The organism is Streptomyces sp. FH025 (assembly GCF_017427025.1).
In the GTDB taxonomy this organism is placed as follows: Bacteria; Actinomycetota; Actinomycetes; order Streptomycetales; family Streptomycetaceae; genus Kitasatospora.
Genome location: NZ_JAFLNG010000041.1, coordinates 1 through 23180, shown reverse-complemented (window position 1 = coordinate 23180; position 23180 = coordinate 1). Strand labels below are relative to the sequence as shown.

The window sequence follows — 23180 nt, the reverse complement described above, 5'->3', positions numbered from 1 at the left end:
CCGGAGACAAGGTCGAGAAGCCACCCGGCAGAGCCCCCCAGGCCCCGCCGCACGGCACGAGACCACGGGACGTGGCGCAGCTTGGTAGCGCACTTGACTGGGGGTCAAGGGGTCGCAGGTTCAAATCCTGTCGTCCCGACTGTGAAGTCGGTTGTGAGAGCGGGTACTCGGGAAACCGGGTGCCCGCTCTTGCTGGTTTGTGGGCTGGGCTTGCGGTCCCCATGTGGTCCCCGGGGGTGGCCGTGGGGCTGTGGCCATTCGTTGCTTCGGTGGCTGTTGCGCGGGGTGTCCTTTGATCTCAAGGTGTGGTGCGTTACGTCCTTGCTGATCGCCGGAGCAAGGCGTGGTGGCGCACTTGACCTTCGGTCAAGTGCGCCGGGTGTCAGTCAAGTGGGTCGAGGCGGTAGGTATCGGGGCACTTCTCGGGACTTCCTGGCACCTACTGTTCGCCCTGGAGCAGCTTGGGCCGCTTCGAAATGGCTGACCTGTGGAAATTTCGGAGCGGCGGTAGTTGCGGAACGTCACCACCGGCGGTTGATTCGACCGTCGCGTTGGAGCTCCTCAAGGTGATGAGTGAGAGCTTGGCCGGCTTCCAGGATCCGGAGGACGTCTGGGTGGAAGTAGCGCTGGGTGGTGGTGATGAGCCGGTGGCCTGCGATTTCCTTGAGGATGTGCGGAAGGATGCCGGTGTCGGCCATCCAGGTAAGGCCGGTGTGGCGCAGGTCGTGGCGGCGCAGGTGTTCGTAGCCGAGGCCCCGGGTGACGTCGTCCCAGTGGGCGGCGTCGCGCAGGACTGCGGTGCTGATGCGACCGCCGCGCGGGCCGGTGTAGAGGCGGGCGTCCGGGTCGCCTCGCGTCGCTTGGAGCGCCTGATGATGAGCGGGCGCAATGGTTCGATGATCGGGATGAGGCGGGCGACCCTACCCTTGGTGTGCTTGTCGACCAGGCCGCCGGGAGCGGGGGTGGTCTGTCGGCGGCAGGTCAGGAGCCACTTGTCGGTATCGACGTCGCGGGCCCGGACTCCGGAGACCTCGCCGATCCGAGTGGCAGTGCAGGCGCTGTGGACGACGACATCACCCCATCGCGATAGCGGTTGTATGAAGCCGACCAGGGCATCGGCGAGTTCGGCCTTCGACTTCACGCGGATCGCCGGCCAGGTCTCCTCCAGCCAGCCACGCACCGCCTCGGGATCCTGCTCGACGGCCCGCTTGTCCGGACTCTGGAACGACAGCCCCCAGCGGCACAGGTACTTGCCCACCCCCGGCTCGGTCAGCCGGACCCAGTACAGCTTCGCGATCAGCGCACCCACCTTGGAACGCGTCCACAACCGCCCCGAAAACACCAGGTCACAGGGCTAGTGGTCGAGTACGGCTTGCCGCACCGCAGCCTGCCCGGCCTCGGACAGCACCTGATGCTCCCCGACCCGCCGCCCGCACGGACGCCCGATCAGCGCCTCACGCCCGTCGTCCAGCCACTTCGCCCACCAGCGGTCCATCGCCCTTCAACGAGACCTTGAACACCGCTGTGACGTCCTCACGGTCCTGGCCCTCCGCCAGCGCGGCCACCGCCCGCAGCCGCAATGCGTCCTGCGCCGACGGTGACAAGTGCCGCGCGTCCTCGAACAGTTCACTCACGCGGTATTCAACGACCGAGAACCCCTACCGTTTCGGACGATCGACCTGGCCATCCCCTGGGTCCGCTCCGGCACCTGTCGCCAGGCTGGCGTACCTCGACAGAAGTCGGCTGGCTCACCGGAGCGGCCGTGTTGCCCATCACGGGTAGCGAGGCCTTCACGGGCGGTCAACTACAACGAATGGCGTTCAGTCAGTACCAAGGCCATTGCCTCGATAAGGTGTGACGATCTGGTGCATTAACAGGGGTGGGACATGAGCAAGCTGCACGTCAGGTACGTCCGCAAGGCGATCGAGGACCGGTTCACCGACCTTATCGACATGAAGGACAAGGCGAAGGTCGCGGAGAAGGACCATGTCCAGGCGTTCCTCAGCCGCGGGCTGGCCGCACTCGCCGTGCAGATCGAGCACCCCTGCAGTGACCGCATCGCAGCGACCAGGATCTTCGATGGCGACGACGACCGCGGCCTCGACGCCATCGCCGTCGAGGTGAGGGCTCCGCAGCCGAGGATCTGCCTGGTACAGGCCAAGTGGAGCGACAACCTGAAGGGTGGTTTCGGAGAGACCGAGGTCGACCGGATGTTCCGCGGCCTGAACAGGATGCTCGACCTTCAGTACTCCAAGTTCAACAGCCGTTTCCAGCAGTTCGTCCCCGAGATCGAGCAGGCCTTCGAGATCGGCACACCGAAGATCACACTGGTTCTCGCACTGATGCGTACCGCTCCACTCGACGAGGGCACTCGGGAGCTCATCAAGGAGAAGCTCGCCGAGCTGAACCAGGTCGAGGAGATGGTCGACTACAAGGTCCTGGACCTGCGCGATTTCCACCGTGCCATCCTCGGGGACGCGGCTGCCCCGAGGATCGACGCTCGGGTCCGGCTGGACGGCTTCGTACAGGAATCGACTCCGTACAAGGCCCTGTACGGGACCATGACCGCCGCAGATCTCGCCGACCTCTACAGCGAGCACCGGCGCGGCCTCTTCGCACGCAACATCCGCGACAACCTTGATCTGACCGACGTCAACATCAAGATCAGGAACACCTTGCTGGAGGAGCCGGAGCACTTCTGGTACTTCAGCAACGGCATCACCATGCTCTGCGAGACGATCAAGCCGGTTGGCAAGGCGGTCCCTGGCAAGGTCGGAGACTTCCAGCTCATCGGCGCCAGCGTGGTCAATGGCGCACAGACGGTGAGCGCCATTCACAGGGCGTACACCGCGGATCCCGACACCGCCCAGTACGGCAGGGTCATGGTGCGCCTGATCTCCCTGGAGGACTGCCCGCCCGGCTTCGGCGATCACGTCACCACGAACACGAACACACAGAACCCGATCGAGGAGCGCGACTTCAAGTCCCTCGACAAGGTGCAGGTCCAGCTCCGTGACGACTTCGCCCTGATGCTGCACCTCAGCTACGTGATCAAGCGGGGCGAGGCTGTGCCGCCGCCGGAGCACGGCTGCTCGATGGCGGAGGCTGCCGAGGCGCTGGCCGCCACGAACCCGAACGCACAGCTCGCCGCATTGGCCAAGCGTGATCAGAATCTCGCCGGCCTCTGGGAGGACAAGACCTACCAGGAGATCTTCGGGCCAGCCCCGAATGCCTTCCGGGTGTGGCGCTCGGTAGAGCTCCTCCGCGAGGTGCGGGCCCAGCTCCAGAATCTCCGGGACGGGCTGCTGTGGAGGGCTGACGCGGCGGCCTTCTACGGAGACCTCCTGGTCACCCACATCGTCTTCCGCCGACTGGACACCCGGTCCATCGAGGACCCGACCTACCACTGGCCACGGGAGCTCGCTAAGGTTCCCGCATTGGTGCGGGACGCTCTTGCCTGGTCGCTCGCCGCGATCGACGAGGAGTACGGAAAGTCCAGCCACATCATCGCCGCGGTGCGGAACACGGAGCGGATCGAGCGGGTCGTCCGCGCCGCCCTGCGCGGGCTCGACTCCGGCAGTGGAGCTCCGGCCCTGGGGGAGGACTACCAGGTCACTGAGGTCGAGACGCGAGGCCGGCAGGTCAACGCCGTCACCACCCTGATCGCGAACGGCCGCATCGCGGATGGCACGGTCCTGGAGTTTCGACCGTACAGCAAGCCCGAGCGTCGCGACATGGCGGAGTGGCTGGCGGAGGACCCCAGGCGGTCGTTGGCCACGTGGAGCAACGCAAACGGCCGTCAGCCCCTGCAGTGGCACGCGGACGAGGGGTGGTACTCGCCCAGTGGTCTAGCCAAGGAGATGCGCCGCCTGGCATCCGGGACGACGTCGTCCGTCCAAGGCACGCTGCGCTGGTTCGTCCCGGGTGAGGGATCTCTCGATGAGCTGGCGCTGGCGGTTCGGCTGGAGGAAGGGCTGGACGTGGGGGACGAGCCAGCGGGTAGCTGACGTCCACGGCGCGTGCGGTGGCAGCGACGGCGGTACGGCAGGTTCCTCGGCATTGTCAGTGCCTCGCAGTAAGCTCGCGCCGCACCGCCGTCCTGTTTGATCTTGGCCTGGCCAGAAGCGCCGTCGGGCATGCCGTCCCGGCCGTAGGATCGCACGTGGCGGTTGTGATCGCGCACTCGCGAACCTGCCTGACCGCGACGCCGCCCGCACCACTGAGCACAAGGAAGAAGAGCAGCACGCCGATGGAGGAACTGACCTTGGACCTGGACATCCCGCAGCAGCCCGAGGACGGTGCGGAGCCTGCGGCGGAGGACACCCAGCCCCTGGTCACGGCCCTGGAAGAGGGCCAGGTCGTCGACTACATCAGCGGTGACGCGATCAAGGAGACGGCGAAGGAGAAGGTGCGGCAGCGCATTGCCCGGGCCCTCGTCCACGAGCACGGTATCGACCCCCACGACATGGCCCGCGACTTCTCCGTCACGGTGAGTGAGGAAGGCGCCCCGCGCAAGCGGACGAAGAAGGCCGACATTGCGATCTTTGAGTCGGGGATGCCACACACCACGGCGAACCTGCGCCGGGTCGTCGTCTGCAAGCAGGAGCCCAATCGCGGCAAGAACGTCGTGAAGATCCGCGAGCCCGAGCAGGCGGAGAAGGACCTTGCTGAGCTCCAGGAGCTGATGGGCAACGAGGACCGGCCTAACTGCGCGGACGGCATGTGGACCGACGGCGTCGACTTCTTCTTCCTCAAGAAGGTGGTCGGCGACTTCGGGGTGACCTTCGAGGACCGCAGCGACTGGGAGGTCGCCGACGGCACCATCGGTAGCCGGACCGTCGCCTCGCACCAACGGCTGCGCCAGGCCGACCCGGAAATGCTCAAGATCGCCTTCCGGCGCTGCCACAACTACATCCACGGCAACGAGGGCATGCCGAAGGACGCCGCGTTCTGGCAGTTCCTCTACCTGCTGTTCTCCAAGATGTACGACGAGCGGGTCAGCCGCGGCACCGGGGGGGGACGGTTCCGTACCGGCCTGAAGGAGATGTTCGACAAGGACGGACGCGCCGCCATCAGCATCCGCGTCAAGGAGCTCTTCGAGGACGTCAAGACCGAGTACAAGGACGTCTTCAAGCCGAGCGACGAGATCACCCTGTCCGACCGCGCGCTCGCCTTCATCGTCAGTGAGCTTGCCCCGTACGACCTGACCGGCACCGATGTCGACGCCAAGGGCATCGCGTACCAGGAGCTCGTCGGCACCAACCTGCGCGGCGACCGGGGCCAATACTTCACCCCGCGCGGTGCTGTCAACCTGATGGTGGAGATGCTCGATCCTCAGGAGGACGAGACCGTTCTCGACCCGACGTGCGGCACCGGCGGCTTCCTCCAGGCCACGCTCAAGCACCTGCGCGACAGCTGGAAGAAGGAAGCTGGCACCTTCGGCTTCCCCGACACCGAGGAGGAGCGCGAGCGCTACGGCGACCGGCTCAAGGCGTACGCGGAGAAGCACCTGGTCGGCGCGGACTTCGATCCGTTCCTGGTACGGGCGACGACCATGGCGATCATGACGCTTGCGCAAACCACCGGCAACGTCTTCCACATGGACTCCCTCGCATTTCCGCGCGGGCACCTCGCTGGCGTGGAGCCGGCGAAGAAGAAGGTTCCGCTGGGCAAGACCGTCGACGTGCTGCTGACCAACCCGCCGTTCGGAGCGGACATCCCGGTCAGTGACGAGTCAGTCCTCGGCTCGTTCCGTGACGGCATTGCCAAGTCATGGGGACGGAACAAGGAGACCGGCGAGGTCGAGGCGAGCAGCACCAGTACGCCGACGAGCATGGCGCCGGAGCAGCTGTTCATCCAGCGGGCCATCGAGTGGGTCAAGCCCGGCGGCAGGATCGGCATCGTCCTGCCCAACGGCATCCTGTCGAATCCCGGGCCGACCGACGAGGCGATCCGCCGGTACATCCTGGAACACTGCTGGGTGCTCGCGAGCGTCGAGCTGCCTGTGGAGACGTTCGTCGTCGACGCCAACGTCAACATCCTCACCACGCTCCTCTTCCTGAAGCGGAAGACCGAGCAGGAGGTACGCAACCACCGGATGGGGACGGAGAAACCGTACCCGGTCTTCATGGCGGTGGCCGAGAAGGTCGGCTTCGACCGGCGCGGAAACGACCTGTACAAGCGTGAGTCCAACGGGGATATCATCCTGGAGACGGAGGTTGTGATGGAACGGCTCCGTATCCGGGGCAGGGAGGTAACCCGGCCGCTGAAGCGCAGCAAGCGGGTCATCGACAACGACTTGCCGGTGATCGCGGAGAAATACCGGGAGTTCCGGGCCAAGCATCCCGTGCCGGGTGTGGACGCACGCAAGGTCGCGGGGGCGGGCGCGTGAAGATCGCGAGCCTTTCCAACCCGGTGATGTCCAGCTGGCTCGCGGAGCAGGGGCTGAGGCTGGATGCCTCGCCGTATGTCTCGGGCTCACTTAAAACCAAGAAGCTGCTGGAGCAGTTGCCGAAGATCGAGCCGCTGGCGGGCCTGACGCGCGGGCACAACGGGGGAATTTTCAACGGCCCCATGTTCCGCAGGGTCTATCTCACAGACCCCGAACACAGCGTGCCGTTCCTCGGCACGAAGGACATGATGGCGGCCGACCTCACCGGGCTGCCTCGGCTACGGAAGTCGGATGCGGAGTCGGCGACTTTGTCGTACCTCCGGCTCAAGCCGGGGATGACACTCATTTCGTGCTCAGGGTTCAATGCTGGCCGAAGGTCGTACGTCCGGCCTGACATGGGCGACTGTTGGTCGTCGCAGGACACTCTCAAGGTCGAACCCGATCCGGAGAAGATCAAGTCCGGCTATCTGTACGCGTTCCTCCTCAGCCGGTTCGGCGAGTCGCTCGTACGCGGATCGGTGTATGGGTCGGCTGTGAAGCACATCGAGCCGCATCACATTGCGGGGCTTCCGGTGCCACGACTCGGTGCGGATCTCGAAGGGCGGATTCACCGTCTGATCGAGAGCAGTGCGCGGCTACGGGCACAGCACCAGGCGGACCTGGTGGCAGCGACCAAGGACTTCTTCGAGAGCAACGGGCTGCCCGAGCTGAATGAGCTGCGCTGGCACCAGCAGGAGCGGGATCTCGGGTTCGAGGTTGCAAGCATTGAGTCGGCCTCGCTACGAGCGTTGAACTTCGCGCCGCGAGCTCAGCGATTGATCGAGAAGTTGGGGTCGGTATCCGGCCGATCGCTCGGCTCGATCTGTGAGGGAGGAACCCTGCGGACAGGTGCCCGGTTCAAACGCATCGACAGTGACCCGGGGCACGGTGTCCGCCTCATCGGCCAGCGTCAGTCCTTCTGGCTGCGTCCGGAAGGGCGCTGGATCAATGAAGCGCAGGCTCCCGACGACATTCGGGTCATTGATGAAACAATCCTGATCGCGGCGCGTGGCACCCTCGGCGAGAACGAGGTGTACAGCCGATCGATCTTCGTGACTGGATCCTGGCTGAAGCACGCATACAGCCAGGACTACGTCCGCCTCATCAGCGGTGACTCTGAAGTCTCCGGTGCTTACCTGTTTGCCTTCTTCCGTTCGGAGGCAGCATTCCGAGCCCTTCGTTCCTTCAGCGTAGGAGGCAAGCAACAGGAATATCACCCGCAGTTCCTGCGTGAACTGCACATCCCGCTTGCGCGCCCCGCCGACCGCGCCCGTATCGCCGAAACTGTCCGAGGCGCCTACAAGAAACGCGACCGCGCCGACGTCCTCGAAGACAAGGCCCTCGCGCTGCTCACCACCGCCATCGAGGAGGCCGCTGGCTGATGGGTGCCAGGATCGTTGCAGTTGGGGAGGCCGTCAACGATGCCGAGCGGAGGGTGATCGCGCACCTGCGTGATCACGCCCCCGACGACTGGACGGTCCTGCACTCCGTCGAGATTCCGCACCACCCGAACGAGTTGTTCGAAGTCGACCTCGTCGTGGTCACCGGGCACTGCGTGTACGTCATCGACGTCAAGGGCACTCGGGGCCGCATCGAGGTCGACGGCAGGAAGTGGTATCCCTCCCGCCGGGCTCCGTTCCGCTCCCCGCTGCCGAAGCTGCGCGGGCATGCCAAGCAACTCAAGACGATCCTGGAGACGGCGCACCGGCCGCTGTCCCGGCTTTACACCGACGCGCTCGTGGTGCTGCCCTACCCCGACGCCCTGCTCGTCGACCGGTCGCCCCAGCAGCAGGATGCACGGGACACCGTCGCGCTGCCCGACCTGATCGGGCGGCTCGCGGACGTGAGCCGTGTCCCCACCTCCACCAACCGGTTCGACACGGACATCTCCGCGCACCACGAGCTGATCGTGCGTACGGTCCAGGGCTCGTCCCGACCGCCTTCCGGCCCACTGCAGTTCGGCAGCTGGGAGGTAATCGAGCGACTCGGTGAGACCTCCCCGGAGGAGAGCGGTGACGGTATCCACCGTGAGTACCGGGCGAAGAACGCGATTGCGCCGCAGGGGTCGGGCACGGTCCGGCTCTCCGTCCGCAAGGCCGACCCGTATGCCCCAGAAGCCGAGCGGCTGCTGCAGCAGAAGCGGATCGGCATCGCGTACGAGGCGCTCGGCAAGCTGCCCTCGCACCCGAACATCGTCGGCGTGCGGGACTTCTTCCCTGATGACGACGAGGGCGTCTTCGTCACCGTCTACGACGATGTGCCCGGGCACGCGCTGACGCTACACCTGACCGGGGCCGCCGACCCGCTGACCGCGGACGCGAAGCTGCGAACGATCCGACACATCCTGATGGGCCTCGCGCACACGCACCACTGGCACATCGCGCACCGGGAGCTGAACCCGTCCACCGTCCTGATCGCGCAGGACGGCCGGGCGATGCTGACCGGTTTCGAGTACGCGAAGACAGCGCAACGCCGCGCGCACACCGTGATGCGGGAGGCACACCAGTCGGCCGACCGCGCCTACCTGGCGCCCGAGTGCCACGCCGACCCCTCCGCGATGGGGATGAAGGCCGACATCTACGCCGTCGGCGTCATCGGATACCAACTGCTCACCGGTGAGCTGCCCTTCACCTCGGCGACCGAGCAGGCCGGTGCGGCCGGGCGGCTGCCGGTCAGTGGTCTGGAGGCCGCGCAGGTCCGGGTCGAGCTGGCGCACTGGCTGCAGAAGCTGTGCGCGACAGCTCCGGACGACCGGCCGACCGCCGTTGAGGCGCTGCGGCGGCTCGATCTCGTCATGGGTGCGCGGAACGCGCCGGCCAAGCGGATCGGCTCCTCCTCGTCTGCCGCACGGCCGCAGGCCCCCGCGCCGCATGCACCGGACGGTCCGCGTGGCCCGGAGTTCTTCAAGGAACTCCCAACTGATTTTCAGCTCGGCACGAAGTACCTGGTGCGCAACCGGCTGGGGCGGCCCGGTTCGTTCGGGGTGGCGTACCGGGTCTATGACACGATAAGGAGTGTCGACCGGGCGGTGAAGCTGGTCCTGCGGGACAGGGACTCCGTCCTGGAGCGGCTGCGCCGCGAGGCGGACGTGCTGCAGCGGCTGCAGCACGCGCCGCACCCCAATGTGGTGGCGATGGTCGACGCGGACCGGTTGCTGCCGCCGGACGAGTACCCGTACCTGGTCTTCGAGTTCGTCGACGGCAAGGACGTCGCCGAGGTGATCCGCGGTGGTCGGATGGGCGCGGCGGACGTGCTGCGGCTCGCGATCGACACGGCCCGTGGGCTGCGTCATATCCACGAGCGCGGGGTGTGGCACTGTGACATCAAGCCGAGCAACCTGCTGTGGACCGACGACGGCGTCAAGCTGATCGACTTCGGGATCGCGAAGACCTCGGACTCCTCCGAGGGGCACAGCTACACCAGTCCGCGCTATACCCCGCCCGACCTCGACCAGGTCCCCGCGAACGGCACCGGGTACACCGACCGGGACCTGTTTGGTCTCGGAGTCACCCTGTACGAGGCGCTGACCGGTGGCCAGTACCCCTGGGAGGGCGTCGGACAGCCGTCGCCCGGGGTGCGGCCGCTCGATCCGCGCACCGCGTTCAGCGGATTCGGTGACCTGTCGCCTGGGTTCGCCGAGATCATGCTGCGGGCGATCTCCCCGTACCGGGGCGAGCGGTTCACCACGGCCGAGGAACTGCTCGGCGCGCTGGAAGCTCTGGAGTCGGCGCGCGTCGCTCCCGCACCGGCTCTGCTGCCCGTACTTGAACAGCGACCGTCCGCGTTGCCGACGGTCACCGCCGGTGGTCAGGGCACTCCGCCGGAGCCGAACAGCAACCCGTTCGTCGCTCACCTGCAGACGCTTTACAGCCAGAGTCGCCGCAGCAATCGGGGCACCCGTGGCCTCGACCCGCACTCCATGTCCGTGTACGTCGAGACGGCTCTGGACCGCGAGCTCGTTCCCGCGCTCCGGGCGGGCCGGCACGCGCTGGTCGTGGTGACCGGTAACGCGGGGGACGGCAAGACCGCCTTCCTGGAGAGCTTCGAACGTCAGGCCCGCGAGCTCGGCGCCGAGTTCGGGCCGTCCCGCTCCAACGGCACCGACTTCACTCTGGCCGGGCACCGGTTCCGCACCAACCACGACGGAAGCCAGGACGAGGGCGATACCAGCGGGGACGACGTCCTCGAGGAATTCTTCGCACCGTTCGCCGGGGCCGACGAGACGGTCTGGCCGGCCGGGAGCGAGACCCGGCTGATCGCCATCAACGAGGGACGGCTGGTCGACTTCCTCAGCCATCACCACGACCGCTTCCCGCACCTCGCCAAGCTGGCCAACCTCGGCCTGGCGGGAAGCGCCACGGGGCAGGCCGTCGCCGTGGTGAACCTCAACGCGCGGGATGTCGCTGCCCGCCCGGTCGACGGCACCGGTGGGCCGCAGGACGGGGAGTCGCTGCTCGAGCGCATGCTCGACCGGATGACGCACGACCAGTTCTGGGAGGACTGCGAGAACTGCGACCTCGCCGCCATCTGCTACGCCCGGCACAACGCCCAGACCTTCCAGCACCCCACCGCCGGTCCCCAGGCCGGGCGGCGGCTGCGACGCGTCTACGAGCTCACCCAACTCCGCGGGAAACTCCACATCACCCTGCGAGACCTGCGCTCCGCGCTCGCCTACACCCTCACCTCGGGCCGCGACTGCGCCGAGATCCACCAGCTGTACGCGGCCGGCGAGACCCAGCAGATCCTGGACAGCTTCTACTTCTCCGCCCACCTGGGCACCCCGCCGGCCTCCGACGGCACTCCGCTGGAACGCGACCGGTTGCTCTCCCTGCTGCGCGAGGCCGACGTCGCGGCGGTGCCCCAGCCTCAGTTGGATCGGCGGCTCGACTACGCCGGGCTGCTCGAGGACGGGGCGCTGGTCACCGTCGACGGGCGCGGCGACCGCGACCGCGTCCTGCTCGGCCAGGAGTTCGCGCAGCTCGGCCGGTCGGCCACCGAGCGTGCCTCCCAGGCTGCCACCCACCGCCGGTACGTGGACACGGCCCGCCGTCTGCTGTACTTCGAGCTCCATGACGAGGAGCGGGCCCAGCGGATGCTCCCCTACCCCTCCGTGCTGCGCTTCATGGAGCTGCTCTCCCGCCCCACGGACGCCGGCACCGAGGAACGGGACAGCATCCTGCGGGCGCTCAACCGCGGTGAAGGGCTCGTCGTACCCGAGCGGATCGGGGACGCCCTTGCGCTGAAGGTACGTGACGTTCCGGGCGGCACCATCCGCAGCTTCCGCCGGTTCCCCGCCGAAGGATTCCGCCTCGAACCCGGGTCGGCGCCGGCCTCGCCGTACATCGAGTCCGGACGCACCTCGCTGCGCCTCAGCTACCGTGACCCGGCCGGCAACCAGGGCGGCACGGCCGAACTCGACATCCGGCTCGACCTGTTCGAACTGCTCCGGCGCTTCGAGCGCGGCTATCGGCCCTCGGTCACCGACCTGCAGGGACAGCAGCTCGCCCTCGCCGTGTTCAAGAATCGGCTCGCCGCAGTCCCGTACCAGGAGGTCCTCCTCACTACGCACGGACACGACCTGCGGCGGATCCACCGCACCGAGGACTCCGTACTGCACATGGAAGAACTGACAGCGCGGGTGAACGACGGCGACCAGCCGGGTGCGGACGCCGCCGGGGTGGAGGAGACGACATGGCGCTGAGCGGATCCCTGGGAACGTTCGCCCATCCGGGTATCAGCCGGATCGACTACAAAGCGCTGGACATGGACCGTGTGCTCACCGCGCTCCTGGCCCGCCTGTGGCACGGCGGCATGCCCAGCAAGATCAGCCGGGCGAACACCCTCGACGTTGACGTGTTCGTCAAGCTGTTCCTACAGCATCCGGAGGTGTTCAAGGGCTTCGACCGGGAGGCCACCACTCGCTGGACCTCCACGCACCTCCTGGACCTGGTCAACCGGGGAAAGGCAACCGAGGCCGTGGCCAGCCCCCGGCCGCTGCACGGATTCACCTACCGCTTCCGCAACAGCCGCAAGTCCCGCCCGTACGGGGCCGACGAGCAGCTGTACGAGATGCTCGCGGAGAACGAGGGGGCGCTGAAGGGGCTCCGCGAGTTCTTCTTCTCGGATGTGGACCGCTCCACCGGCGAGATCACTCCTGGTCCGGGTACAGACGTGGAGACGCAGGCGCTGCTCCACCTCGTTCAGCAGGCGGGCAAGCAGATGCAGGACCGGGCCGACACCAGTCGGCCCCGTACGCCCTACCCGCCGCTGTGCGCGGAACCGGCGCGGCAGCTCTGCAAGGACGTCATGCGGCTGCTGTACCACCAGGACCACATGCCCCGCACCGTCCTCGTGGACTACCTGAAGATCCTCTTCGCCTTCCACCTGTCCCTCTACCACCTGCGCATGATGAAGCTGCTGCCCGCAGTGGTCGAGGCCGGCGCGGCCTCCGCCGCCTGCCGCAAGGGGCACGAGAGCGCGGAGGCCGCAGACCGCTGCCCGTATCGGGCGCGGCTCTTCCTCGATGTCGAAGGAGTGCCCGGAACCCCGGCCGCCGCGCTGGCCGAACGCAGCGCGGAGATCTGGTACCGGCGCGTTCCCCGCTTCATTCAGGCGACCTACCAAGTGAAGAAACTCGACGAGTTCTCCGATCACCTGGCGCTCAAGACCACCAAGCTGAGCCACCCGGCCGGGCGGAGCTACTTCACCCCGGAAGAGGCCCTGCAGCGGCTCGGAAAGTCGTATACCAAGGACCGGGATGCCTTCTTTCTCCAGCGGGTCAACCGAGTACGGGACGAGGAGGAGGACCTTCCCGCCGAACTGAAGCAGATCACCCAGCTCGGACTCGACCCCTTCGACGAGTACATCGAGATGCTGATGCACTACAAGGGGCGTCACTACCGTAACTACTTCATCGAGTGCCTCGACACGATGCTCCTCAAGCACCGTCCCGGTGCACTGCTCGCCCAGCCGCGCGGCGGGCGTTCCAACGGCAGGAGCTCCGCCCGCCGTTTCGTCCTCGACGCCCGCCTCCTCGAAGTGCTCCTTCAGGTGTCCCTGCTCAGGGAAGGCGACGACGGAACCGGAAATCTGCGGACCTCGCCGATGCGGGTGGACGAGTTCCTCGCCCTGCTGCGCGACCGGTACGGGCTCCACATCGACCAACTGCCAGACGCCGACGGCTTCTCCGGCGCGCACCTGGACGACCAAGCCGCCCTGCGGGCAAACGCGGCGGCCTTCCTCAACCGGCTTCGCGAGATCGGCTATTACCAGGACATGTCCGACGCCTATCTGACGCAGACCATCACTCCCCGGTACACCATCGGGACCGAGGCGACGACGGGAGTGGCGGCCCGATGAGCACCAGCACCACCGGACTGACGGAGCCCACGGCCAAGGACCTCCGCGAAGCGCTGGAAGGCGTCCTCGTCCCCCGGCTCGCCAAGCTGGTCGGGGAGCGGGACGCCGGACACTGCATGCGGGTTACCGAGGTGGAGGCCGAACTGGCGGCGCCCCTTGTGCGCCGGCTGCGCGGGGCGCTCGGCCCCGCCGTCACCGTCTGCGTCCTCGGACCGGCGGACGACCTGGCCCGGGACCGCCCCTTCCACGACGTGACCGTCACCAGCACCAAGCTGGTCGAGCTCCGCAACCGTACGGAACGCGAGGGGACCCTTCCCGGGCCGCTCCTCGTCTTCGTGCCACCGGGCACACGTGTGAGCGCCGAGGACTCCTTCGGCATCGCGACCTTCGAAGAGGTCCCACTCGGCGACGCCTACGCCCAGCTGGCCGACCACCTCCTTCAGCAGGTGCCGGACCGGCTGCGCCAGGGCGTCGACGAGCTGCTCGCCGCCCTCCGCAACCACTCCGACCGGCGGGTGAACGACCGCGCGGTCGCCACGTACCTGCTGACGCTCCAGATCAACGGCTACCGTGAGCAGGTCTCCGGCGCCGCGATCTACCACTTCGGCCTCGTCCCCGACTTCGGCTTGTACGCCGACCCCACACTCGTCAAGGACCGGGTCGAGCGGAACCGGGGACTGATCGACAAGCTGACCTCGTCGAACCGTTCGGAGCGCCAGCGCGTCCTGGACCTTGGCCTGAGCGACGCCGGCTTCGCCGCCAAGCTCGCGGGATTCGCCACCCGCTGCGGTCTGGAGGACCCGGTGGCGTGGACCCGCCGTGTCGTCGTCGACCACGAGAATTGGGGGCTCTCCTTCGGGAACTGGCGCATTGACGAACGTCGGCGGGCCACCGTTGCCATCGACGTGCGCGAGCTCGGGTTGCCCACCGCCGGTGACAACGCCGAGGAACTGAAGTCCTATCAGGCGCTCCAGGCGATGGTGGGCCAGCCCTACCTTCTCGCCGGCGAGAAAGGCGCACGCGAGCTGACGGCCCGCTTCGCCGTCCAGCCCTCCCCGCTCAAGGTGGATGGGCTCGAACGTTTCCGAGTGGAGATCGTCTCGGAGAACGGCGGGCCAATCGGAAGGGCGGCCCACATCGGCAAGGGGACTCGGGCGAAGCCCGAGTACAAGGTCAAGCTGACCCGGCTGAACAAGATTGACTGGGAGGAGGGGTGGCACTACGTCCGGGTCACCCCGCTCGACGCGTCGGGCGACGCGCTCGACGTTGCTCCCAGCGCCCACGAACAGCCGGGCGGAGAGAGCGAGCGCTTCTACGTCATCTCCGACGCCGAGACTGAGGAGCCACCGGAGCGCAGCGCAGGCCGCCACGACGGAGTCGCCCAGGCACTCCGGTCCCTGCAGTTCGAGGCCCTCGCCGCCGGGGACGACCCGGCCCGCGTCACGCTCAACGACATCCGATGGAAGCCGACCACTCCGCGCAGCCCCCAGCGGGCCCTCAACGCCAAGATCCATCCGGCGGGCAGTGCCGAGATCCGCCTCTCCCCCCTACTCGTACAGGCCCAGCAAGATCTGCTCGCACAGCCTGAAGACACCTCGCTGCGCCGTCTCGTGCTGAACCCCAATGGCACCGCCGAGATGCCCGCCGGTGATGACGACGACGTGGCTAGCGAGCTGACCGGGCGGGCCGCCGAGGCGTACGACGTCTTCCTCGCTGCACGGAGTGCCTACTTCGCCGCTGTGAGCAGTCGGAACGGTGACGCGATGGAACCGGCCGAGCTCCTGGTGAGTGAGGCCGTCGACTTCGAGACCGTACGCGATGACCTCGCCGCCTACGCCGAGGCGTACGCCGAACTGGTGGAGGCCCAGTCGCTCCAGGCTGAGCGGGCAAGCGACGACACACGCGGCGCCGCTCTCGTGGCACTGGCCCGGATCCAGCAGATCGACTGTGTTGCCGTCACCCTCACCGACGGCCTCGGCCGACGTGACATTGTTCTGCTCGCCTCACCTACTCACCCACTACGCGCCCTCTGGCTGGCCACCTGGTCCGCCATGGGCCAGGAGTGGACCAGCCGACTCGGCGGCGAGGACAAGCGCCGCGTCATCGCCGCCCGCGACTCCCTCCTCGAAGCGCTCTCCCCACTCGGGTTCCCCTTCGCGATCCCGCGCCAGGACGGACGCCTCATGGCAGCCGCGGACAACCTCACCCCGTACTGGGGCGCCTACCTCCCCAGCGAGACCGCAGACCCCCGTGGGCTGCTCGGCCGGCTCACCGCTGCTCTGAATCTCCCCGCCACCGGCACACGCGCGGCAAACGGCTCGAGCGCACTGTCCGGAACAGCCCTGGCCGACCGCATAGAGCGCTACGTACGCCTGCACCCGTACGTTCGCACCCTCGTCATGAACGTCGTCAACGCAGGTCGGGCCGAAATCGTCGCCGACGCCCTCCTCGAACTCCAGCGGCGCCCCACCACCCGCGACCTCACGTACGACATCCGGCTGTGCGTGACCGACCCGGAGGCCCCGGAGACCGGAACGGCGCTGGGCGATCTACTCAGCGCCCAGAACCAGATCTCCTCGGCAGAGGCGGAAGCCTTCCTTCACACGGCGGGCGGTTCCCGGAACGCGAAGCTCGTCTACTCCGTTCGCTCCATCGAGGAATTCAGCAAGCCGTCCACCGAGTTCGACGCCCACCTGACCGTCCTCATCGATGCCTTCGGGGGCGAGCAGCACGACTCCGTCAAGCGGCACGACATCGTCCACGCGCCGGTGCACGGACTCGTCCAGGCGACCTCCGCCGCGTACGAGGACACCGAGCAGCAGATCGTCTGGCGGACTGTCCCGCGCCACGGAACCGCCCTGCCCACCGAGGACTCCGAAGACCTCGCCACCCTCCTGAGCCGCCTGCCCGGCCTGCTCGCCGGTGCGGCCGCCAACGTTGCCACGGCAGGGCAGGCACCACGCAACGTGCCCTGCACCGTTCTCTCCCTCGACAACGACGACCGAGCCCTGCTCTACCAGGCCCATCAGATCGGCGACTGGGTCGTCACCATCGACCGCACTCTCGGCCTGGAGTACTTCGACCACGCTGGACAGCGCGGCCGCCCCGAGTACGTCATCGACTATGCGCCGCCGCTCGACAGCAGCCTGGGCCACCAGATCATGGTCAGCTCGAATTCGGTCGACGAACTGCGCGCCCTACTCGGTCCCACCGCCCAGCAGCACGGGATCGACGTGGAGGAGCGGCACCTCAACACCTTCTTCGACCAACTGCGCCTCCTCTCCGGCAACCTCGCCTTTAAACTGGCCTCCACCGCCCCCAATCAGCGCACCGAAGTCCTAGGCCTCTCCCTGGCCCGGCTCTACCTGGACTACCAGGACGCCCTCCACAATCAGATCGTTGTCCCGCTCGATGCCCACCCCGAGCTGTACACAGAAGTACGCCGCCAGTCCCGCGAACTCGGCGACTCGCTCTCCTTCCAGCGCAGCGACCTCGCCCTGTTCCATCTCGACGCGCGGACGAAGACCGTCACCTGCCGTCTCGTCGAGGTCAAGTGCTACACCGCGCTCGACGACATCGGCGCCTACCAGCGCCTCAAGGCCAAGGTCGCCCAGCAGTTGGGGCAGAGCGAAAGCATCCTGGCCGAGTCCTTCGACCCTGCCCGCACCACCCCGGACCGCGTCGACCGCCCGGTCAAGAACCTCGCCCTCGGCTCCATGCTCCGCTTCTACCTGGAGCGTGCGGCACGCCACGGCACCATGGGCCAGGAGCCCCGAGTCTCGGCGCACGCCCTCCTCGACAGCCTCGACGACGGCTACCGCCTCGACTTCACACGCAGCGGCCTGATCTTCGACCTCGCTCGAAGTGGTACCGATCGCGAGTCGGAAGACGGGGTGGAGTACCACCGGATCGGTCGCGACCTGATCACCGAGCTGATCGACGCGATTCCCACCAAGCGGCCGAGCGTCCCTGTGTTGACAGATGCGTCTGTCGAGGAGCAAGAAGAGGCCGGGCCGGACGCCGACGGAGCCGCTACCGCCCCCACCTTGGCCTTGTTGCAACTGGCGGTGCCGCGGCTCACCGACGCGGGCTTCCGCGCGCCTCATGCAGAAGACGCCCGGGAATCGGTGAGCAACCGGGCCGGAGAGGGCGAAGTGGAAGCCGCCATGGATGCGGACGCGGGCACATCAGTGCTCGACGATGTTTCCGCGGCCTCCGCCGGACATGGGCAGCTTCGCTGTGCGGACGGCTCCGACGCAGAGCCCACGGCCGTGGCAGAAGTGCCCGATTCGGCGCTCGCCGTCCCAGACGTTGCCTCACCGGTCGTTCCTCCCTCCGATAAGGACGAAGCCCCGCGACGAACGGAGACCGTCGTCGACTGGCGCGGCTTTCACAACGCCCCGACGATCGATGCCCAGCCCGGCCCAGTTACGCCAGACTCGGCTCCTCAAGGGGGAATTCCCGATATCTTCCTCGGCGTCACCCGTCCCTCCCTGCAGCATGGTGTGCTCGGTGAAGTGGCCGGGCGGAAGATCGCGGTCGACCTCGATGAGACCCACACCATCAGCCTCTTCGGCGTACAAGGAGGCGGCAAGAGCTACACCCTGGGCAGCATCATTGAAATGGCATCCTTGTCCGCGCCGCCGGTCAACGAGCTTCCCCATCCCCTCGCGACTGTGGTGTTCCATTACAGCCGGACCATGGACTACGCCCCTGAATTCACCTCTATGGCGCTGCCGAACGACGACTGGACGCAGCTTGAGGTCCTGAAGGAGCGCTACGGAACCGAACCTCAGGCGCTGTCGGACGTCCTGCTGCTCGCCCCCGCCGATCAAGTCGCTGACCGCCAACGGGAGTTCCCCGGCATCGACGTCAGGCCGCTGGCCTTCTCCTCCGGCGAACTCCAGGCATCCCACTGGCGCTTCCTCATGGGAGCGGTCGGCAACCAGTCCACGTACATCCGGCAACTGACCCGCATCATGCGGTCGAACCGCAACAACCTGAGTCTCGGCGTCATCCGGCAGGGTGTGGCCGATTCCGGCATGCCCGACCACGTCAAGCAGCTGGCCCTGGAACGGCTCAAGCTGGCCGAAGACTACATCGACGACAGCGCGCAGCTCACCAGCCTCATCCGACCCGGCCGACTGATCATCGTCGACCTTCGCGACGAGTACATCGAGAAGGACGAGGCGCTCGGCCTCTTTGTCGTACTGATGCAGCTCTTCGCCGAAGCCCGCAGCGGAGACGAACACTTCAACAAACTGGTCGTCTTCGACGAAGCGCACAAGTACATCGACAGCCCCGACCTCGTCGCCGGCCTCGTCGAGACGGTCCGCGAGATGCGCCACAAGGGCATGAGCATCCTGGTCGCCAGCCAGGACCCGCTCTCCGTGCCGATCTCTCTGATCGAGCTTTCCGACCACGTTATCCTGCACAAGTTCACCTCGCCCGCCTGGCTGAAGCACCTCCAGAAGGCGAACACCGCCTTCGCCGGGCTGCGCTCGGAGCAGATGGCGCAGCTCCAGCCTGGAGAGGCGTACGTGTGGGCGAGTAAGTCCACCGACCCGGCGTTCACTCATGGCGCTGTCCGTGTGCGGTGTCGTCCTCGGGTGACCCGGCACGGTGGAGGAACGAAGACTGCGTCCGGCGGGCAGTAGGTAGGCAGCGAGCCGCCCGGAGAGATGATTCCGTTTGTCTCCGAGCGGCTCCGCATTAAGCCGCGACAGCATTGCGCAACCAAACGTCTGGACCAGAGGATCGGTTCTGGGGGAAGGGATGAATCATGGGGTACTCGCTAGAGGTAGGTGCTCCTTACCCGAAGCAGGTCAACTGGCCGAAATCTGCGGCCAATCTCGTGCTCAGTAGCGCGTACGTGGAGATCATCTACGCGTTCGACGGACTCACGGCCGGCGAGAAGCTTGCATTCAACACCGGCGCGACAGCCTTCGCGGTCGTTCCCGGAGACAGACATCTCATGTGGTGCTACCGGTTCGAAGTGCCGACGTGGCCGGGCGGCCGCCCCGAGTCGCTGGGCTGGGGAGACTCGCCCTGGGGGGCTCACCGGCAGCGCGATCGAGTCGTCGGAGTACCCGGCAGAGCGGGTGACCCCTTCCCCGCGTACATGGTGCTCGTCGATTCAGGGACCGGAATCGTCGAGGGCCTACGCGTTGTCGATCTGGAGGTAGGGCTTGCCGACGCGCTCAGGAGCGCGGTCGCCCGGCAGATCGCTCTGCCTTTCAACGAAGCGGCCGCCTCCAGGGAGATCAACGCTGTCTATCAGCGGCACCCCGGTACCCGGAGCCTCCTGACCGAGGCCACTGGAGGGCAGGTGATACCCGCAGTCGCGAATTGATCGACAGTGCGCCTTGGTGCCTCCTTGATGCCCTGGCCAGCCTCGTGCGCCTCCGCGCTGCCCGCGAACGCTTCCCCGAAGCCCGGCGCGCAGCCGCGGCCTTGCGTGAGGCAACCCAGCGCCTGCGCGGCCCCGACGCCCCGGACCTCGCCGACATCGACGGATTCGTGAAGTGCCTCAGTCGCTTCACGGACTGATGCTGACCAAGCGGGATGTCTCGTCCAAGGCTGACAGAGAGGACGCCGAGCCGAGTCACGCCTTCGAGAGCGGCTACGCGTAGGCGCGGCCCCGCAGGTGACACTGACTGAGTACGCATATGAGCGGTGACGCGCAATGCGGCCAGGGGGGTTAAGGAATGGCTGTCTACAAGTACGGCTTCGTCTATGTCATGGTGAATCCGGCGATGCCGGATCTCGTCGAGATCGGCTGGTCCGAGCACCTTCCCGAGGACAGGGCCGAAGAGCTGTCGAAGACGGCTGTACCGTTCCCCTTTCAGGTTGCCTATCGAGCAAAGACCTTGCGGCATAGAGAGGTCGAGAGGCAGGCCCATAGGCTTCTGGCCGCCGCCCGTGTCGCACCGAACCGGGAGTTCTTCCGGGTCTCCGCCGAGGACGCGGCTGGGGCGATTCGGCTTGCTCAGGAGCAGGTGACGGGGATCGACTCCTGGGCGTCTTCTCCGGAGCGTCATCTTGTAGGCCGCGGAGACCGTGTCGTCCTGCCGTTGAAATCAGGCCAGGTCTTCGTGCTCACCGCCTATCCTGAGTTCCTGAGCACAGAGCCCCACGTTCTCGACATCTGGCAGGCTCACACAGACGGAGACGTGCTTGAGATCGATGGCGCTGAGCACCCCGGGCACGTAGCCGGCCTCAGCGACGGCGATCCCGGCGGCGACGAGGACCCCGTGCCGTTCCTCGACCGTTCCGGCGCAGTCCAAAACGGGACACTGATTGGACGCGAGCGCCTCGTCTCGGGCGATCGACTGATCTGGCTCGCGGATACCGAGGACCCGGCCCACTGCGCCTGCGTGGTGTTCGAGGCCGACAGCGCCTGTCAGATTGCCTGTCGCACATGGAATCCACAGTCGAACCCCTTTGGCATGCCCCTTCTCCTGAACGACCTCGTTCGTGATCCCTCTCCTGCAATGGTGGAGGCGGCGAAGGAGGTACTCGATCTACGTAGGCCACGGACCTGGGCTCCTCGCAACCCGGATCCGAAGGGGGACTGGGCCATTGCTGCGACACTCCCACAGCCGCCCGAGTACTGGTTGCCGCAGCTACTGAAGCGGCGTCCGCAAAGGTGACCTGCGGAGCTGGCAGGTGCTCGGCAGGCCAACGGCACCGCCACTGCCCATGAGGGCCTGGCTCTCGCGCTCCTGATCGCTCCCGAGGACGGGCACCTGGGCCGACTCACAGAGAGGGAGACGACCACGGCACCATTCGGGCGGCAGTTCGGGATCCTGCTGCGACAAGATTCGCATCACCAGTCGGAGGAGACCGGCTGGCGAGTCGGCGGGCCGAGTGCGGAGGACGACACTCTCAGCCGTCTTGTCGGTGCCCTCATCTAGGCTCGCAAGCCGAGACTGATAGGGGAGTTACGTGCTCGACTGTGCTCTGACCGCAGATGTTCCGCTCGGCCCGTTCGAGGGCACGCCCGTCACCGTCCATTCGGCCAAGGGCAAGAACGCCAAGCTCCATGCCGCGACGACGTGCACCCAGCTGCGTGCCCGTGACATCACGACGGCCGAGGTCCCGTTGAACGCGGAGACGATCGGCCGGATGTGCTCGCGCTGCGCGCAGTGGGGCGCGTGGGTGCGCCCGGAAACCGGGCTGGGTGTCTTCCTCAAGGAACTCGGCGGGACCGGCCTGCTGTACCAGCTGCGATCCCACACCGGGCCGGACGAGGACACCTGGTGGGATGAGAACGAGGTCCAGGCCGCCGCCGACCTGTTGCGCACCGAGCCCGCAGTCGACCCTGACTGCGAGGAAGCGGACGGCGACGACGAAGAGGCGCGCGATGACGCCAAGCACGTGCGGGATAGCGTGTTCTCCGCCTGGCGGGATGCGGCGAAGAGCCTGCACCAGGCCCAGGCCGCTGCCGCGATGTTCCCCTGGCTCGCTGACTGGGCGGAGCCGAAGCTGGCCGAGAAGAAGCAGTACCTGGAGACGCTGCGTGTTCAGGCAGCACGGTTCGTCGACCCGGACGGACTTCTGACCGGCGCGGCAGCAGCGCTCCTGGACGAGCCGGAACTGCCCGCCGACGATCCGGCGCTGACGGCGATCGGCACGCGAGAGGAGATCAACAGGGGGCTGAGGGCACTGTGGCGGGACTGGCAGCGTAGGGCCGAAGCTGGCTGGGGCCGGCCGAGTGAGCGCTCGTACATCTCCTACATGCTTACCCACGGTATGCGCTCCAACCGCAAGGGCTACGCACAGGCATGTTCCGCCGCTGACGAGCTGGTCGCGTCCTGGGAGAACCTGGCACGTGCCGCAGCTGCCGGGACCGAGCCCGCGCCGACCTTGCTGGTGACCGCGCACCTGTCGGAGGTCGCCGACGACTCCTCGCACCGGTACGAGCGGGGATTCCTCAGCGAACTCGACAACTGGACCACCGGCGTTCTCGTCACCTACCTCGCCTCCGCCGACTGGGGCCGGCGCACCCTCACCCTGCAAGTCCCGCCCCTCATCGCCGACCGACTCCTCGACTCCCGCTCCTCCCTTCTCGACTGCGAACCCCACACCACCGCCACGACCGAAACGACGACCGGTACCGAGGCCGAAACGGCCGTAGCCCACATCAAGCCGGGGATCTTCGACGACACCCCCGTCCGTGACCGCCAGCCGTTCGCCGCTGACCACGTGCGCGCGCTGCGCGCTGTCTCGGCGGGTGACGACCAGCCGTACCTGGTCTTCTCTCCGGACGCAGGGCCGGAGGTCTTGCCACTGGCGGTCGTCGAGAGGCGGCTGGCCGCCGGGTGGCGCGGAACCATCATCGCCGGAGCCTCGGACCTACCGGCGAGCGTCATCGAACCGTGGATCCAGG

General features: G+C 67.2%; 9 protein-coding genes, 1 tRNA gene and 2 pseudogenes. 10 read left to right on the top strand and 2 right to left on the bottom strand.

The window, feature by feature from the left end; all coding sequences use genetic code 11:
• The first annotated feature begins 65 nt into the window (after window positions 1-65).
• A tRNA-Pro gene (locus tag J0670_RS05330) sits at window positions 66-139 on the top strand.
• A 382-nt stretch (window positions 140-521) separates the two neighbouring features.
• Here the strand turns inward: J0670_RS05330 and J0670_RS40495 are convergent.
• Together J0670_RS40495 and J0670_RS40490 are read right to left on the bottom strand one after the other, a co-directional pair.
• Window positions 522-791 (bottom strand): tyrosine-type recombinase/integrase, encoded by a 270-nt coding sequence (locus J0670_RS40495; protein ID WP_374223066.1) that lies wholly within the window; start codon window positions 789-791, stop codon window positions 522-524.
• A 317-nt stretch (window positions 792-1108) separates the two neighbouring features.
• Window positions 1109-1574, bottom strand: a pseudogene (locus tag J0670_RS40490) (transposase); the annotation flags it as partial.
• A 312-nt stretch (window positions 1575-1886) separates the two neighbouring features.
• Between J0670_RS40490 and J0670_RS05315 the strand changes: the two are divergent.
• From J0670_RS05315 to J0670_RS05275, 9 genes and pseudogenes are all read left to right on the top strand, one after another.
• On the top strand, window positions 1887-4007 hold the full coding sequence (locus tag J0670_RS05315) for an AIPR family protein (protein WP_207810106.1): 2121 nt from the start codon (window positions 1887-1889) through the stop codon (window positions 4005-4007).
• A 155-nt stretch (window positions 4008-4162) separates the two neighbouring features.
• On the top strand, window positions 4163-6391 hold the full coding sequence (locus tag J0670_RS05310; protein WP_307806388.1) for an N-6 DNA methylase: 2229 nt from the start codon (window positions 4163-4165) through the stop codon (window positions 6389-6391).
• Window positions 6388-7812 carry a restriction endonuclease subunit S gene (locus tag J0670_RS05305; protein WP_207810104.1) on the top strand — a complete coding sequence of 475 codons (1425 nt, stop codon included), beginning with the start codon at window positions 6388-6390 and terminating at the stop codon, window positions 7810-7812. The genes J0670_RS05310 and J0670_RS05305 overlap by 4 nt, the downstream gene beginning before the upstream one ends.
• Complete coding sequence (locus tag J0670_RS05300) at window positions 7812-12131, top strand: serine/threonine protein kinase (RefSeq protein WP_207810102.1); 4320 nt, start codon at window positions 7812-7814, stop codon at window positions 12129-12131. The genes J0670_RS05305 and J0670_RS05300 overlap by 1 nt, the downstream gene beginning before the upstream one ends.
• Window positions 12122-13789 carry a hypothetical protein gene (locus J0670_RS05295; RefSeq protein ID WP_207810100.1) on the top strand — a complete coding sequence of 556 codons (1668 nt, stop codon included), beginning with the start codon at window positions 12122-12124 and terminating at the stop codon, window positions 13787-13789. Before J0670_RS05300 ends, J0670_RS05295 begins: the two co-directional genes overlap by 10 nt.
• Window positions 13786-19446, top strand: a complete 5661-nt coding sequence (locus tag J0670_RS38950; RefSeq protein ID WP_243436562.1) for an ATP-binding protein — start codon at window positions 13786-13788, stop codon at window positions 19444-19446. Before J0670_RS05295 ends, J0670_RS38950 begins: the two co-directional genes overlap by 4 nt.
• A 215-nt stretch (window positions 19447-19661) precedes the next feature.
• On the top strand, window positions 19662-20141 hold the full coding sequence (locus J0670_RS05285; RefSeq protein ID WP_207810098.1) for a hypothetical protein: 480 nt from the start codon (window positions 19662-19664) through the stop codon (window positions 20139-20141).
• 355 nt (window positions 20142-20496) lie between these two features.
• Window positions 20497-21441 carry a GIY-YIG nuclease family protein gene (locus J0670_RS05280; protein ID WP_207810096.1) on the top strand — a complete coding sequence of 315 codons (945 nt, stop codon included), beginning with the start codon at window positions 20497-20499 and terminating at the stop codon, window positions 21439-21441.
• Between the two features lie 451 nt (window positions 21442-21892).
• A pseudogene (locus J0670_RS05275) lies at window positions 21893-23180 on the top strand (hypothetical protein); the annotation flags it as partial.